This is a genomic window from Klebsiella sp. 10982 (assembly GCF_048589245.1).
GTDB classification, from domain to species: domain Bacteria; phylum Pseudomonadota; class Gammaproteobacteria; order Enterobacterales; family Enterobacteriaceae; genus Klebsiella; species Klebsiella quasivariicola.
The window spans coordinates 1-15,300 of sequence record NZ_JBMAXV010000066.1 but is presented as its reverse complement, the minus strand read 5'-3'; the positions used below and the strand labels follow the sequence as shown (position 1 = coordinate 15,300).

12 protein-coding genes and 2 pseudogenes are annotated in these 15,300 nt (G+C 53.4%); 6 read left to right on the top strand and 8 right to left on the bottom strand.

Features of this window, described 5'->3' with window-relative positions; all coding sequences use genetic code 11:
- Window positions 1-140: 140 nt before the first annotated feature.
- Both ACKLKD_RS26325 and cpdB read right to left on the bottom strand, forming a co-directional pair.
- Window positions 141-245 (bottom strand): annotated as a pseudogene (locus ACKLKD_RS26325) (hypothetical protein); the annotation flags it as partial.
- A 218-nt stretch (window positions 246-463) separates the two neighbouring features.
- A complete protein-coding gene (gene cpdB, locus ACKLKD_RS26320; RefSeq protein WP_087806326.1) occupies window positions 464-2,407 on the bottom strand; it encodes a 2',3'-cyclic-nucleotide 2'-phosphodiesterase in 1,944 nt (647 codons plus the stop codon).
- 192 nt (window positions 2,408-2,599) lie between these two features.
- Here cpdB and cysQ point away from each other — a divergent pair, with 192 nt between their 5' ends.
- Window positions 2,600-3,343 (top strand): 3'(2'),5'-bisphosphate nucleotidase CysQ, encoded by a 744-nt coding sequence (cysQ, locus tag ACKLKD_RS26315; protein WP_012543098.1) that lies wholly within the window; start codon window positions 2,600-2,602, stop codon window positions 3,341-3,343.
- Here the strand turns inward: cysQ and ACKLKD_RS26310 are convergent.
- Window positions 3,333-3,890, bottom strand: a complete 558-nt coding sequence (locus ACKLKD_RS26310) for a YtfJ family protein (protein WP_025714390.1) — start codon at window positions 3,888-3,890, stop codon at window positions 3,333-3,335. The two genes, cysQ and ACKLKD_RS26310, sit on opposite strands and share 11 nt — an antisense overlap.
- A 323-nt stretch (window positions 3,891-4,213) precedes the next feature.
- On the opposite strand from ACKLKD_RS26310, the gene ACKLKD_RS26305 reads away from it, so the two are divergent.
- Window positions 4,214-4,420, top strand: a complete 207-nt coding sequence (locus tag ACKLKD_RS26305) for a DUF1107 domain-containing protein (RefSeq protein ID WP_002886707.1) — start codon at window positions 4,214-4,216, stop codon at window positions 4,418-4,420.
- A 61-nt stretch (window positions 4,421-4,481) separates the two neighbouring features.
- On the opposite strand, the gene araC is transcribed toward ACKLKD_RS26305, so the two are convergent.
- From araC to ACKLKD_RS26285, 4 genes are all read right to left on the bottom strand, one after another.
- Window positions 4,482-5,354, bottom strand: coding sequence for an arabinose operon transcriptional regulator AraC (araC, locus tag ACKLKD_RS26300; RefSeq protein ID WP_064317695.1), 873 nt, complete (start codon window positions 5,352-5,354; stop codon window positions 4,482-4,484).
- A gap of 30 nt (window positions 5,355-5,384) precedes the next feature.
- A complete protein-coding gene (locus tag ACKLKD_RS26295) occupies window positions 5,385-7,394 on the bottom strand; it encodes a beta-galactosidase (RefSeq protein ID WP_080898075.1) in 2,010 nt (669 codons plus the stop codon).
- A gap of 18 nt (window positions 7,395-7,412) precedes the next feature.
- Entirely contained in the window at window positions 7,413-8,645 is a 1,233-nt protein-coding gene (locus ACKLKD_RS26290) for an oligosaccharide MFS transporter (protein ID WP_025714393.1), read from the bottom strand.
- A gap of 200 nt (window positions 8,646-8,845) precedes the next feature.
- Window positions 8,846-10,183: a hemolysin family protein gene (locus ACKLKD_RS26285; protein ID WP_025714394.1), complete on the bottom strand. Its 1,338-nt coding sequence runs from the start codon at window positions 10,181-10,183 to the stop codon at window positions 8,846-8,848.
- A gap of 517 nt (window positions 10,184-10,700) precedes the next feature.
- On the opposite strand from ACKLKD_RS26285, the gene ACKLKD_RS26280 reads away from it, so the two are divergent.
- Entirely contained in the window at window positions 10,701-11,453 is a 753-nt protein-coding gene (locus ACKLKD_RS26280) for an oligogalacturonate-specific porin KdgM family protein (protein WP_025714395.1), read from the top strand.
- Between the two features lie 105 nt (window positions 11,454-11,558).
- Here the strand turns inward: ACKLKD_RS26280 and ACKLKD_RS26275 are convergent, their stop codons facing one another.
- Complete coding sequence (locus ACKLKD_RS26275; RefSeq protein WP_025714396.1) at window positions 11,559-12,581, bottom strand: LacI family DNA-binding transcriptional regulator; 1,023 nt, start codon at window positions 12,579-12,581, stop codon at window positions 11,559-11,561.
- Between the two features lie 292 nt (window positions 12,582-12,873).
- On the opposite strand from ACKLKD_RS26275, the gene ACKLKD_RS26270 reads away from it, so the two are divergent.
- The 3 genes and pseudogenes from ACKLKD_RS26270 to ACKLKD_RS26260 form a co-directional block, all read left to right on the top strand.
- Window positions 12,874-13,806, top strand: coding sequence for a dihydrodipicolinate synthase family protein (locus ACKLKD_RS26270; protein ID WP_032418154.1), 933 nt, complete (start codon window positions 12,874-12,876; stop codon window positions 13,804-13,806).
- A 129-nt stretch (window positions 13,807-13,935) separates the two neighbouring features.
- A complete protein-coding gene (locus tag ACKLKD_RS26265) occupies window positions 13,936-15,225 on the top strand; it encodes an Nramp family divalent metal transporter (protein WP_080898082.1) in 1,290 nt (429 codons plus the stop codon).
- A gap of 8 nt (window positions 15,226-15,233) precedes the next feature.
- Window positions 15,234-15,300 (top strand): annotated as a pseudogene (locus tag ACKLKD_RS26260) (oxaloacetate decarboxylase gamma chain); the annotation flags it as partial.

Genomic DNA, 15,300 nt, shown 5'->3' with positions numbered 1-15,300 from the left:
CCGTCAGCCCCGGTTTGTAGCCCCGGTAAGCGCAGCGCCACCGGGGAGATGTTCCCGGATAGCGGCAGGTGCCTTATCCGGGCTAACAGCCAGCTTCGCTTTGTAGCCCCGGTAAGCGTAGCGCCACCGGGGAACCGGCATTACTTGCTCAAATCCAGCTGATAAATAGCGAAGCCGATATCATCGGTGGCCACCTGGCGCATTGGATACTGCGCGTTCTCTTTGATAAACGCCGCGGCTTTGTCGCCAGTTTGTAGCCCCGGTAAGCGCAGCGCCACCGGGGAGATGTTCCCGGATAGCGGCAGGCGCCTTATCCGGGCTACCCGTCAGCCCCGGTTTGTAGCCCCGGTAAGCGCAGCGCCACCGGGGAGCTATACCCGGATAGCGGATGGCGCCTTATCCGGGCTAACAGCCAGCTTCGCTTTGTAGCCCCGGTAAGCGCAGCGCCGCCGGGGAACAGGCATTACTTGCTCAAATCCAGCTGATAAATGGCGAAGCCGATATCATCGGTGGCCACCTGGCGCATTGGATACTGCGCGTTCTCTTTGATAAACGCCGCGGCTTTGTCGCCTGGTGAGGTCTCAAAACGAATATCCAGCGGTGTGTTGCTGGGGATCGGCGCCAGACGCCAGTTGTTATCCGCCGCCGGATGGATCGCGCCATCCTTCTTCGATTGCGCGCCTATCCACGCCGCCAGCACCGAACGGTTTTCATCCGGTGAGGCAAAGGCGATATGGCTCTCACCGGTGCCGGCAAATTTGCCGCCGTAAGCGCGATAGTTATTGGTGGCGACCAGGAAAGTGGCCTGCGGATCGACAGGTTTACCGTTGAAGGTCAGGTGCGTAATACGCTCTGCCTGCGGATGGATCAGCTGGCACTCGCTGTCGTAGCGGGCCGGCTGAGTGACGTCAATCTGGTAGTTCACCCCGTCAATCACGTCGAAGTTATAGGTGCGGAAGCCGTCCCAGTTGATCAGCGACTGCGGCTTGCTGCTGGTGGGATCGATCTGGTTAAACTGTCCGGCAGAGCATTCCAGCCACTCCTTAACCTCTTTCCCGCTGACCTTCATCACCACCAGGGTGTTGGGGTAGAGATAGAGGTCGGCGGCGTTACGGAAGGTGAGCTGACCTTTCTCCACTTCGACAAAGCTCGCCGGATCGTTTTTACGCCCGCCGACTTTAAACGGTGCGGCGGCGGAGAGCACCGGCAGCTTCGCCAGGTCCGGATCGCCCTGAATATAGTGTTCGACGTAGGCCTTTTGCGCCATGTTGACCACCTGCACCGTCGGGTCGTCCTGCACCAGCGCCAGATAGCTGTACATATTGTCGGCGGACTTACCGATCGGCTTACTGACGAATTCGCGAGTGGCGTCGTGGTCGGCTTTCAGCACCGCCACCATCTTACTATCTTCCGCCGCCAGCGATTTCTTCGCCACCGCGTCATAAATAGGCCGCGCTTCGGCTTTACTCTGCGTCACCTGCCATTTACCGCTGTCGTTATTTAGCACCAGATCGACCACCCCGAGATGATCGCCCCACATTCCCGGCATCACCGCCGGTACGCCGTTTAGCGTCCCTTTGGCGATATCCGCGCCTTTGATGCTGGCGAAGTCTTTACCCGGGAACACCGCGTGGGCGTGGCCGAACATGATGGCGTCAACGCCCGGTACCTGGCTTAAGTAGTAGACCGAGTTTTCTGCCATCGCCTGATACGGGTCGGCGGAAAGGCCGGAGTGCGCGACCACCACTACCACATCAGCCCCTTTCGCGCGCATCTCCGGGATGTATTTACGCGCGGTTTCGGTAATGTCGTTGACCGTCACTTTACCGCTGAGATTGGCTTTATCCCAGGTCATGATCTGCGGCGGCACAAAACCGATATAGCCGATGCGCAGAGTATGGGGTTGACCATCGCTGTCCACGACCCGGGTATCCTGGATCAGGTACGGCGTAAACATCGGTTTGCCAGTTTTGGCATCGATGATATTGGCGTTCACGTAGGGGAATTTCGCCCCGGCCAGCGCCTTATGCAGGAAGTCGAGGCCATAATTGAATTCATGGTTACCCAGGTTGCCGACGGCGTAATTCAGGGTATTCATCGCCTTATACACCGGATGCACATCGCCTTCTTTCAACCCTTTCGCGGCCATGTAGTCGCCTAACGGGCTCCCCTGGATAACATCCCCGTTATCCACCAGCAGGCTGTTTTTCGCTTCTGCCCGCGCCTGTTCGATCAGGGTGGCGGTACGGACCAGGCCGAATTTCTCCGTGGCGGCATCTTTGTAATAGTCAAAGTCCATCATATTGCTGTGCAGATCGGTGGTTTCCATGATCCGCAGGTCGACCGTCGCGGCGTTGACGCTGGCGGCGATCAGCGTGGCCAGGAGCGTTGCGCTAAACTTAATCATCAGAGGCGTCCTTTTTTTATGAGCGATAGCACAGTAGAAAATGTATTTATATTCTGTTGCTTACAGAAATGTGAATCTTGCCAGAAAAGCGGGCAGAGAAACCGCCATCGTTATCACAGATAGCGGAACTCGCGGTGATGCGATATAAATAAAACAACGAGTTAACGCCACTGTAACCAGACGAGGTGGAGAATGTTAGAACAAGTATGTCAGCTTGCACGGAACGCGGGCGATGCCATCATGGAAGTCTACGATGGAAACCAGCCGATCAACGTCGCCAGCAAGAAAGATGATTCTCCGGTCACGGCGGCGGATATCGCAGCGCACAACGTCATCATCAGCGGTCTGAAAGCGCTGGATCCTGACACCCCGGTTCTTTCCGAGGAGGACCCGCCGGCCTGGGAGGTACGTCAGCACTGGCAGCGCTACTGGCTGGTCGACCCGCTGGACGGCACCAAAGAGTTTATTAAGCGTAACGGCGAATTCACCGTCAATATCGCGCTGATCGAAAACGGCAAGCCGACACTGGGCGTGGTTTATGCGCCGGTGATGAAGGTGATGTACAGCGCGGAAAAAGGTAAAGCCTGGAAAGAAGAGTGCGGCGTGCGCAAGCAGATCCAGGTTCGCGATGCCCGTCCGCCGCTGGTGGTGATCAGCCGCTCCCACGGTAACGATCCAGAGCTGCAGGAGTATCTTGAGCAACTGGGCGAGCACCAGACCACCTCTATTGGCTCTTCGCTGAAGTTTTGCCTGGTGGCGGAAGGTCAGGCCCAGCTCTATCCGCGCTTCGGGCCGACCAGCACCTGGGACACCGCCGCCGGCCATGCGGTCGCGGTCGCCGCCGGGGCGCATGTTCACGACTGGCAGGGGAAAACCCTCGACTACACGCCGCGTGAATCCTTCTTAAACCCTGGTTTCCGGGTCTCTATTTATTAAGCAGCTTATGCAGCAGGTCGATTACCTGCTGCACCTCTTGCTGGGTGAGGGCACCGTCTTTGGCCCACTGCACGCGCCCGTTCTTATCCAGCACCACGATCGCCGAGCTCTTCTCGTCCAGCTGCCAGGCTTTTCGCACCAGGCCGTTGCTGTCGACGATAAATTGCGACCACGGGAAGAGCTTTTTATTACTCTCAATGCTGTTGCGTACGAACATGCCGGTGCCAGGAATGGCGTCGTCGGTGTTAACGATGGTGGTGGTCTGATAGCGATCGTGCGGGAAACCTGCCGCTTTAATCGCTTCGATCAGGTTGGCATTTTTCTCTTTTGCTGACGAGCGGCCGGCAATGTGCTGGACCACCCGCACTTTTCCTGCTAGTTGCGCGCTATTCCAGTTTTTATAGCTAAAATTATCCTTATCCAGAATAAGTTCTCCCCGATCCGCGACGCCGACCGGCGCCACGCGCTGGCCGTCGACAAAGTTATGCGCTGAGGCCAGCAGCGGGAAGAGGAGTAACGAGGCGGCCAGTATGCTACGTAGAGTCATGCGGAATCCTTAATCATTATTGTGCAGGTGATCCGACCACTTGGTCTCGTTTAATCATAAGTGCGATTGGCGACGATTACCCGCAATGAGGATGCCAGTTTGCGTGCTGACGCACAAATCCGTACAAAAACGGCGACTTATACTTACTTCATCGTATGTCTGAAACGAAAATTCTGAATTATTGTCATCAAAGGGTAAATAAACTTATACATACTGGGTCCCTCTGAGATTCTGGACTATAGTTTTAGGGCATTAAAATTTGCGCTCCCGAGACGTGGGCTAACTGTGGCACCACAAGAGCGTAACCCTGGCAGGAGAGAAGAATGAAAATTTTCCAACGCTACAATCCGCTGCAAGTGGCGAAGTACGTGAAGATCCTGTTTCGTGGACGGTTGTACATCAAGGACGTTGGCGCATTTGAATTTGATAAGGGCAAAATCCTTATCCCGAAGGTCAAGGACAAGCTGCATCTGTCAGTGATGTCCGAAGTCAATCGTCAGGTGTTGCGTCTGCAAACTGAGATGGCATAACCTGAAACGTAGCAGTACGTAGTAGGTAAAAGACGGCTCCCGATGGGAGCCGTTGATGTTTTTAGCCCTTCATTTCCGCATAGCGTTTGCGATATTCGCCCGGTGGGATGCCGTTATGTTTACGAAACAAGCGGGTGAAATAGACCGGATCGCTGTAGCCCACCGATAAAGCAATTTTGTTAAGCGGGAGCGAGGTGCTTTGAATAAGCCACCTGGCGCGGTTGATGCGCTGCGTTTCCCGCCACGCATAGACCGTTTGCCCCAGTTCATTTTTGAAAAGGTGCGCCAGACGTGAAGGAGAGATAAACACCATCGCCGCCAGGGTCTCGATTTTTACCTCCTGCGCAATATGGGCGTTAAGATAGTCGCAGATGGCGTTAATCCGTGGATCGTGGGCATGGCGATTGCTGATGGGCTGCTGCTGAAAACAGCGGAGAATTAATCTTTCCAGCGCGTTCATGGCCAGCGCTTCTGACAGCGGTACGGACGCAGAGTGATGGCGTATCACTTCGTAGAACAGATCGCGCAGATGCTGGAGCTGGTCGGGATCGTTAATGGTTGTTTTGCCGATACCGTGGGTGGTTTGGTCCCACTTCAGCCAGTCTATCCAGTAGGGGCGGGGGATAAAGTAGATCCACAGATGGTCCCAATACTCGCTGTGTTCGTCCCTGCCGTAATGATGGGGAACGCCAGGAGGAAACAGCAGCAGATCGTTTTCCCGGCACAGCAGGAAGCCATCGCCCGCTTTCGCCCGCGCCTGGCCGCGCAGGGTCAGGTTAATGATGTAACCTTTCATCCCCTGCGGGCGGTTAATGTAGTAGTCCAGTGTGGAACCGCGGGTAATCGGCGTGAAGCCCGCGACGACCCAGGCATTGAAGGTAAAGGTTTTCATCAATGGCGAGAAATTGAGTAGCTCATTGATATCCAGTTCCATTCTCTCTCCCACCTGAGCCTCGTCGCGTCGTTAGCTTTCGATGATAGTAAATTCCCAGGCCTCGAGGCGCAACGGCTGGCCGACGTCTACTGCCTCCCCGCTCAACAGCGCGGTACCCGCGGTCTCGCTGATAACCTCCTGCGCCTTGCCGGAGTAATTAAACAGGAAGTGGATAGTCTTTCCGGCGCGGTTACGCATCTTTTTAACCACTAACGGATAGCGATAGGCGGAAGTTCGCGAGTTCAGCGTGAGGTCCGCCGTCAGGACATCAAACAGCTGGCTAATCAGGCCCTTCTGCGGCAGAAAGCCAACGTACAGGGCGCGACCCTGACCATAATCCGCCGTCGTTGCGGCGGCGTATTCGCCCCATGCCGGATGCTGATAGCGCAGCAGGGTGCGGGTCCCGTCGTCGGGCGTCAGTAATTCCATCCACAGCTCAGCCTGATTGTCATTGCGGCAATCAATCTCTGCGCAGCAAGAGCTTACCGTCGTCGCTTCCGGCAGGGTGAACTGGCTGTAGCTGACGCCGCAGCTCTGGCGCAAAATCCCCGGCTGCGCGCTGCTGCGCACCTTGACGTTTTCATCGCTAAAGCCTGATTTAAAGCCGATCAGCGCTCTGCCGCCCCGGGCGATATAGTCGTTAATCCGCGTTAGCAGGCCATCATCGGCGGCGTACAGACCAGGAACGATCAGCACCCGGTAGCGCGAGGTTTCCTCGTTCACATCGTGGATGATGTCGAGGCTGATATTGTGGTCATACAGCGCATCGTGGAAGCGGCGGAAGATATCGTTATAAATGTTGCCCTCAGCATCGCCGGGACGGAAGTGATTGAGGGCGTCCATCGCCTCATTGCTTATGAGCAACGCGACGTCATTTTCGGCCTTCAGCTCCGCCAGCTGCGGCGACAGGCGAGCGAAATCGGCACCGATAGTGGTGGCTTCCTGCCAGGTTGGGTTGCGCGAGAAGTCGTGGCTGAGCAGCCCTTTCCAGTAGGTTTCGAAAGCGTTATGAATCGAGTGCCAGTGCCAGTAGGAGACCATGGCGGCGCCGGAAGCGATATGGCTGAATGCCTGCAGACGAAGCTGGCCCGGGAACGGGGTCCACTGGGCGAAGCCCTGTGCCTGGGTTTCCAGCACGAAGTAGTTCTGGCCCGGCTTAAGCGAGCGGGTGATGGCGCCGCCAAAGGCGATTTCCCGTCCGGTCAGGTGCGCCTGACTCGGGTGATAGATATCGACGCCGGCGATATCCAGCGCCTGCGCCGCCGCAAAATGGTCGACCCGCGGCTGCACGCCGTAAGAGTAACCGCGCCATTCAAAATCGAAGTTGTGGGTGACGAACTGGTGCGGCTGGGCGTATTCCCGAACGATGGCCGCCTGCCAGGCCAGATACTCGGTGACCTGCTGGCGCTGATAGCGGGAAAAGGCGCAGGCGAGGCTGGCGTTGATGGTGTTCTCCACCGGCGGAAAATCCTGCCAGCGGTCAATACGGTTGCTCCAGTAATCCAGGCCGAAATCGCGATTCAGCTGCCGGAGGTCAGGATATTTCTCCTGCAGGCTGCGCACGAAGCCCTCCTGCATATAGCGGCCAATATTGTCGTAATGCTTGGTTTCGTTATCCAGTTGCCAGCCGATAATCGCCGGATGGTGCTGCACATGGGCCATCAGCGTGCGGATAATTTTTTCGGCATAGCGGCGAAAGGTCGGATTGACGATATCCATGATCTGCCGCGGACCATATTTTTGCTGCCCCACGACGGTGGTGACCAGAATATCGGGATGTTTCGCCGCCAGCCAGGCCGGTACCGCGTAGGTGGGCGTCCCGACGATGACCGCAATGCCGGCCTCATGCATCGCCTCGAGCACCCGGTCGATATGGTAGAAATTGTACTGGCCCTCTTCAGGTTCCAGCGTACTCCAGGTGGACTCGGCAATACGCACCACGTTAATGCCGGTTTCGCGCATTAAGGCGATATCCTTAGCCAGCCGATCTTCCGGCATATATTCATCGTAATACGCCACGCCATAAAATAAATGAGACATACACACTACCTCCTGACATTAATTCGCGGGCACTGGTTGTGAAGAGAAGACACGCGCTTTATCCAGCGTAATAAAAGAAATAAGCGTGAAGCACAGCGCGATACCGCCGAGTACGATATAGCTACTGGTAAAGCCCATGCTCTGGTACATATGGCCGATGCCGGTCGAGAGAAAAATAGAGCTAAAGCTTTTCGAAAACTGGAAGCCAATTAAGTAAACGGTCGCTGACAGCAGAGGGTTAAAGTTAGCGGTAATATATTTTAGCGCCGCGACGAGGAGCACCGAGCTTTCAAAACCGTGGAGGAGTTTAATAAGGCTAATGGAGACCGGGCCAATAGCCCATGCGGAGCCGATAATGCGCAAGCTCATAATCAGCCCGCAGTATAACAGCGCATTTTTCGGACCGATTTTATTCACGAACCATGGCGCAAAGAACATCACGATGGCATCAAGGAAAATCTGACCCGTGGTTAAATAACCGAAGACTTCTGCGCCCCGGGCTTTACTCTCAAAGAAATGGCTGTAGTAGATAGCGAACTGCTGGTCATAGGTTTCATAGACCGCCCCGACGCCAATGACATAGAGGGCGAAGAACCAGAATTTTTTAATTTTCAACAGCGAGACGGCATCGTGGAGGGTAACCGGCGAGGCTTTGCCGGACAGCAACCCCTGCTGCGGGTGGGCGTTGATCTGCATTTTCCAGACAATGATCAGCAGGCAGACGCCTGCGCCGCTGGCCAACCAGAAAATCATGTTCTGATCGATGCCGTAGAGTTTTCCTGCCGCAAAGGTGCCGATCGCGGCGCCGATGCCGCCAAACATCCGCGCCCGGCCAAATTCGAAGCCGGAGGCGCGGCTGACTTTATCAATGTAGGCTTCGCAAATCCCGCAGCCTGCGCCGTAGGCCATGCCAATATAAAGGCCGCCAGCCAGCGCGCCGAGGAACACATTTATTTTTAACAGGGGAGCAAAGACATAAATCCAGTAAGGGGCGAATAACGTGATAATAATCGCCAGCATCCACATCAGATTCTTACGATATACCAGTTTATCGGAGATGAAGCCGAATAATGGCTGAACGCAGACGGCGACAATGGCGGTGAAAGAATAGACCAGGCCGACGTCGGTGTAGTTAATACCGATGGTTTCCGTCAACCACAGTGATAAATAGGGGTAGCAGCATCCCCAGCCTATAAAGAAGAACAGGAAAAACAGACAGCTGATAAAGTAATTTTTATTTGACGTTATCATGGTAACCCTCGCTTCCTTTATTCAGGAATATGATCGTGTAGACGCGAGCAACGTTACCTTTTTGCGCGTTGGGGAGTCATGAACGTTTCGCTATCGAGCAGGAGTAATCTGCTATCGGCAGAGGGGCGTGAGCCGCTTCACATTCGGGCCATAAAAAAAGGGCGGATGGTCATCCGCCCTTGAGAGAGAAAAGGTGAGGCTCAGGCGTTCTGGCTTTCCGCCGTTTCCGCCTGCTTGGGCACCAGCACCGTTGGCTTGTTATCGATGCGGGTCACCAGCAGCTGGTCGATACGGTAGTTATCGATGTCCACAACCTCAAACTTATAGCCGGAGAACTTCACCGCGTCGGTGCGTTTGGGGATTTTACGCAGCATAAACATCATAAAGCCGCCGATGGTCTCGTAGTTCCCGGACTGCGGGAACTCGTCGATATCCAGCACGCGCATCACGTCATCAATCGGCGTACCGCCATCGATTAGCCACGAGTTTTCATCGCGGGCGACGATCTGCTCTTCCAGCCCCTGGCCGACAAGGTCGCCCATCAGGGTGGTCATCACATCGTTAAGGGTGATGATCCCGACCACCAGCGCGTATTCATTCATGATCACCGCGAAGTCTTCCCCGGCGGTTTTGAAGCTTTCCAGCGCTTCCGACAGGGTCAGGGTGTCCGGCACGATCAACGTGTTGCGGATCTGTACGCCGCCGGTCAGCACCAGGCTCTGGTTCGCCAGCACGCGGTTCAGCAGATCTTTGGAATCGACGTAACCGATAATGTGGTCGATATCTTCATTACAGACGAGGAATTTTGAGTGCGGGTGCTCGGCCACTTTATTTTTCAGGCTCTGCTCGTCTTCATGTAAATCAAACCAAATGACGCTTTCACGCGGGGTCATGGAGGAAGGAACGGTACGGGACTCCAGCTCGAAGACGTTCTCAATCAGCTCGTGCTCCTGCTTGCGCAGTACCCCGGCCAGCGCGCCAGCCTCGACCACGGCATAGATATCGTCGGAAGTGATATCGTCTTTCCGCACCATCGGCAGTTTAAAAATGCGGAAGATCATATTCGCCATGCCGTTAAACAACCACACCAGCGGGCGGAAGACTAACAGGCAGAAGCGCATCGGGTTGATGATGCGCAGGGCCACAGTTTCGGGCGCAATCATACCGATGCGTTTCGGAGTCAGGTCAGCAAACAGGATGAACAAGCTGGTGACCAGGGTAAAAGAGATGATGAAGCTCAGCTGCTCGGAGAGCTCCGGTGACATATACCCGCTGAGCAGGCTATGAAACGCCGGTGAGAAAGCCGCGTCGCCCACAATACCGCCAAGAATGGCGACGGCGTTGAGGCCAATCTGCACGACGGTAAAGAAGGTGCCCGGGTTCTCCTGCATCTTCAGCACCCGCTGTGCGTTGACGTTGCCTTCATCGGCCAGCAGTTTCAGTTTGATTTTACGTGAGGCGGCCAGTGAGATTTCCGATATCGAAAAAAAAGCACTGACGGCTATCAGACAGAGTATTACTAAAATACTGTTTAACATATCTTTTCTGACCGTTGAGGCCAGATCCTCGGAAGGGAAGTTGATCGAACTATAAGGAAGCTACTTGAACACCCGCTCACAGACGCAGGCGGGCAATTTCAGAGGCTAGTATAGCGTAACAGTCAGCAAAATCGCCAGAGCATTGATTAATCATTGTTAATTACGCGGTTATCTCACCACGAGAGGTCGTAGTAAAAGCGTACTTATGCGTACAGGGCGCAACGGGTTATTTTCACCGGAAAAGGCGGTGCGGCCAGAGGAAAGTGCCGCCCGGCCGCGGTAATAACGGGCGCGGAGTGGATCACAAAAATGCATACGCCAGGATAAAAACCGGGGGAAATGTGTGATGAGAATAGCATTGGTATTTTTAGCGGCTTGACCACCTCACTTCAGTAATAGAATGATAATCACGTTTGAAAACGATACCGCAAACGATTTCACATTCATTTTAACATATTTAAATACCGTCATATTATTTTCCGTTTCATTTAAAAATGATTAATTTTAGGGATAAAATATGCATAAGAAAATAGCTTTGATCGTATGTGTCGCCCTGGGGTTACCTGCCGCCGGCCACGCGCTGACTTTCGATGTCAGAGGCGGATATCGGGCGGGAAGTCACTCTTATGAATCCCGCTATAAAGTGAGTCAGGGGTGGCAGAATGGCTGGTGGGCGAGTATGGAAATGGATAATAAAAACAACAAAAATAACCATCAGGGAAAAAATGGCACTGATAAAACGGATGCGTCCCACTCCTTTGGCGACAGTACCGTCGATTACAATGAAATAGAGGTTAACTATAGCTGGCCATTCGCTGAAAAATGGGCCTTGCAGCCAGGCGGTATCTATCACTGGAGCAGTAAAGGCACCCAGCTACGTCCTTATTTTCGCATTAACTATAAAGCGACTCCCGATCTCACCTTTGGACTCCGTTATCGCTATGACTACAACACTTACGAAACGGTTAATAGCGTCGGTGAGTCACATCAGGACAGCGTCAACCGCCTGGATTTATATGTTAATTATAAATTTAATGCCCAATGGAGTGCCCTGTATCAAGGCACGGTCTATCGACATGTCAACGATGACTATAAATATAATAATGATAAATCTTCGGCGACAGAAAATGCCGTAACGCTACGCTATAAATGGAATGAGTGGTTTAGTCCCTATATCGAATATGATTATCTTGATAAACAGGGTTACCATGATGGCAAAAATAAAATTTCAGAATCACGATATCGTATCGGCATGACGTTTACGCTATAAAATCTCGCCCTGACGAGCGGGAAACAATATCTACTGACATTTTCCGGAATTATATTGAATACGTTCCCGGCCCTGGCACGCCTTCGGGTCGGGAACGTGCGCCGCTTAGCGATAAGGCCGCGTGGAAGCGCGCGGAATCAGGGTGGGTAACGAGTAGCGCTGGGGGTTTTCCACATGATGACTTAGCAGTAATTCAACGGCATGGCTGGCAAGCTGATCGAGCGGTGTCTTCACGGAGGTCAAAGGGATCGGCAGGCGACTAACTAACGGAATGTCGTTATAACCTACCAGCGAAACGTCGCGGCCTATCTCCAGCCCGAGTCGATGTGCCGCCGCCATCACGCCGATCGCCAGGTCATCATTGACGGCGAAAATGGCGCTGGGGCGCGCCGGACTATTCAGGATTTCATAACCGGCGTTTTCACCGGCCACAATGGTAAAGTCGGAATCTCGCCACCATTGCGGATTCACCTCGGCCTGCGCTTCCTGCATGGCTCGCAAAAATCCTTTTTGCCGGTTTAAGGTGCTCGATGAAAAATTGGGCCCGGCAATAATGCCGATTTCCCGATGGCCGAGATCCAGTAAGTGGCGGGTCGCCAGATAGCCTCCCAGTTCGTCATCCCCAATAGCGGATGGGCTGATACCGTCGGTACGCAGCGCCAGAACATGGTTGATCTGTTTCTCCCGCAATTGCTGAGGCAGGCGGTCATCCAGGCGACAGGTGGAGAGGATCAGGCCATCGACCCGGCGATCCAGTAAAGATTGTGTGGCGCGCTCTTCCGTGTCTGGATCGTTGCCGCAGGTTGCCACCACCGTGAAATAGCCCTGACGCGCGGCGGCCTGAGAGACTGCTTCATAGAACATCGCCGTGACGGTATCGGTCAATCGCGGGACCAGTACGCCTATCGTGCCCGTATCGCCACGGCGCAAACTGGACGCCACGTAGTCACGTCGATAGCCCAACTGCTTCGCCGCTTCCCGTATTTTTTCAGCCGAAGGGCTGCGGGACGGGGGGAGACGTTCATCCAGCACGCGCGAAACAGTTGAAACACTCACGCCGGCGGCGCGAGCCACATCCTGCATCGTAATGGTTCTTCCATTGTGCTCTGGAGATGATTGATTTCCCATGACCGATTTCCTGTTTAAATTCAGTTGCGATTGTATTCGTAGTTATTTCTTCCACGCAACTTAAATGGCGTGGAGGAGCGCCAGACGCAATGTGGGAAATAGATCACGTAATGTAACTTGATAAACTTTTAACCCGCCCATTTTTGTGATTCCAATTGCATTTATTCGCTGAGTCCCCTTGATCTTGTGGAGTAAAGGGAAGACATTTCAATTCACTTGCAATCGTTCCTGCAATCGATTTCAAGAAAGAGAGTTTATCATCTTTATCTGTTGAAATTTGTAAGGAGTTAACATGAAAGCACTTGATTTGCGTGGAATTGTTCCAGCACCGGTTACCCCTTTCACCCGCGATGGCCGCATCGATCATAAAGCCATCAAACGTTTAGGTTCCTGGCTGGGTAGCGTAAAAGGCGTGAAAGGCCTGGTGGTTCTGGGACACGCCGGGGAGGGCACCTTCCTGACTCAGCAGGAACAGGCTGACGTTATCCGTAGTTTTGTTGACTCGACCGACGGCCGTGTACCGGTCATCGCCGGGATTACTGGCGAAGGGACGGAAGTGGCGGCGCTGGAAGCGCAGCGTGCCGTGGAAGCCGGGGCCTCCGCAGGTCTGCTGTATCCTTCACACGGTTGGCTGCGTTTTGGCTACCAAAAAGGGGCGCCGCAGGATCGTTATCGCGTGGTATATGAAGAGAGTGGATTGCCTCTTATTCTTTTCCAGTATCCGGATGTCACTAAAGCCACTTATAACCTCGAAACGATGCTGGATATTTCCGCGCAACCGGGGGTCTTTGCGATGAAAAATGGGGTGCGTAATATGCGCCGCTGGGATACGGAAATTCCGGTTATTCGTCGCGAACGCCCTGATTTACAGATCCTCAGCTGTCATGATGAATACCTGCTGCATACTGCCTTCGATATTGATGGTTTCCTGGTGGGATATGGCAATATTGCCCCTGAACTCCTGCTGGAACTGCTGGAGGCCGGAAAAGCGCAGGATTATGTGAAGGCCAAAGCGGTTCATGACCGTCTGCTGCCGGTTACCAAGGCCGTTTATCACCGCGGTTCGCACATGGAAGGTACCGTGGCGTTGAAACATGCTCTGGTTGAACGTGGCATTCTGGAACACGCTACCGTTCGGTCACCTCTGTTGCCGCTGGAACCGGGCGCAGAAGAAGAGATCAAAGCGGCTATCCGTGCCGCAGGCATTAAAAAAGCGGTTATTTAATTTATTATTTGAATACCAAGCCCGTATTCATTATGAATACGGGTTGATTTTAATAAGGATAATTAGGTTTTATTCAGTATATCAGTGTGGCCGTATAATATTTTATAAAGATACTATAATGAGGCTGTCATGAGTAATTTAGAAAAAACATCTACCGCTGTACCCGCACAAATAGAAAGACTTCCCTTCTCTCAATTAATTCGCCGCATCGGTCCGGGGATTGTGCTTACCGGAGTCGTGATTGGCCCCGGCGCGATTACCACTGCGTCGATGTTAGGGGCGGACTATGGCTATTCCCTGCTATGGCTGCTGATCCCCATTGCTTTTATGGGGATCACGTTTATGTTGACGACCTATCGTATCTCCATGCTCACCGGGATGCCGTCAATAGAGGCGATACGACACTATTACGGTAAAGTCGCCTCGGGGTTTGTAGGCGTGGCCACTTTTTTAGCCTGTCTTTTTTTTACCATGGGGAATATCTCAGGGACCGGAGCCGGCATGAACCTTGTTTTCGGTATTGACTGGAAGCTCGGTGCGTTAATTATGATTGCGGTGATGATCTATTGCTATTTCTCTAAAGGCGTTTATTCCAAAGTCGAAAAAGGGATCACTATTTGTATTGTGGCAATGATTATCGCCTTTTATATCACGCTGGTGGGAACGGGGGGACCAGACTGGAAAGCCAGCGGGGAAGGATTAACGCATTGGATCTTTCCTGCGGGGAGTTTAGTCACCGCGCTGGGCTTTATCAGTACCAATGCCTCCCTGACGACCGGGATCTACGGCACTTACCTTGGCAAAGAGAAAAAATGGAAAAAAGATGACCTCTTTAATGGCGTGATGGTGGCGGATACCGTAGCCCATATTATCGGTGTGCTGCTGATCAGTGGGGCCATTATTCTGGTGGGGGCGATTGTGCTTTTTCCTCAAGGGATATCAATCAATACGCCGACGCAGCTGGCTGATTTATTAACGCCAAGCATGGGGCGCGCGGCAAAATACATCATGGGTATCGCCTTATTGGGCGCGGGGTTTTCATCTTTACTAGGGAATACTCAGCGTGGGGTTGTCCTGCTCAACTCGGGGTTCAATAAATCCACTGCGCTGGAGAGTAAAGCGGTCCAGTGGGGATCCATGGTGGTGCTGGTGGTCGCGGGGTTAATCTGCTTTAGCTTCGGCGGATCGCCGGTGCAGTTAATTTACTTAGCGAATGTCGCAACGGCGGTGTCGACACCTGTCGCGGGTCTGTTTATCTGCCTGCTGCTGTGGCGAAAGGATATTAATAAAGGATATAAGACGCCAAGGTTATTACAAATATGTATGGCGATCAGTTATCTCTTTTGTTTGTTACTCACTCTCGTCGCCCTGATTAACACCTTACCTAAATTTATGTCCTCTCTTTCTGCCATGTTTTGAGGTGGGGTATGAATGATGCCGTCCTGTTAGGCGAAGGCTTCACCCTGATGTGTCTCGGCATGGGCTTTGTGCTGG

Bases quoted from the DNA above. Each gene is read 5' to 3' on its own strand.
- ACKLKD_RS26310 (WP_025714390.1), bottom strand. From the start codon at position 3,890: ATGACTCTACGTAGCATACTGGCCGCCTCGTTACTCCTCTTCCCGCTG.
- ACKLKD_RS26265 (WP_080898082.1), top strand. From the start codon at position 13,936: ATGAGTAATTTAGAAAAAACATCTACCGCTGTACCCGCACAAATAGAA.
- ACKLKD_RS26270 (WP_032418154.1), top strand. From the start codon at position 12,874: ATGAAAGCACTTGATTTGCGTGGAATTGTTCCAGCACCGGTTACCCCT.
- ACKLKD_RS26275 (WP_025714396.1), bottom strand. From the start codon at position 12,581: ATGGGAAATCAATCATCTCCAGAGCACAATGGAAGAACCATTACGATG.
- cpdB (WP_087806326.1), bottom strand. From the start codon at position 2,407: ATGATTAAGTTTAGCGCAACGCTCCTGGCCACGCTGATCGCCGCCAGC.
- ACKLKD_RS26295 (WP_080898075.1), bottom strand. From the start codon at position 7,394: ATGTCTCATTTATTTTATGGCGTGGCGTATTACGATGAATATATGCCG.
- ACKLKD_RS26285 (WP_025714394.1), bottom strand. From the start codon at position 10,183: ATGTTAAACAGTATTTTAGTAATACTCTGTCTGATAGCCGTCAGTGCT.
- ACKLKD_RS26290 (WP_025714393.1), bottom strand. From the start codon at position 8,645: ATGATAACGTCAAATAAAAATTACTTTATCAGCTGTCTGTTTTTCCTG.
- araC (WP_064317695.1), bottom strand. From the start codon at position 5,354: ATGGAACTGGATATCAATGAGCTACTCAATTTCTCGCCATTGATGAAA.
- cysQ (WP_012543098.1), top strand. From the start codon at position 2,600: ATGTTAGAACAAGTATGTCAGCTTGCACGGAACGCGGGCGATGCCATC.
- ACKLKD_RS26280 (WP_025714395.1), top strand. From the start codon at position 10,701: ATGCATAAGAAAATAGCTTTGATCGTATGTGTCGCCCTGGGGTTACCT.
- ACKLKD_RS26305 (WP_002886707.1), top strand. From the start codon at position 4,214: ATGAAAATTTTCCAACGCTACAATCCGCTGCAAGTGGCGAAGTACGTG.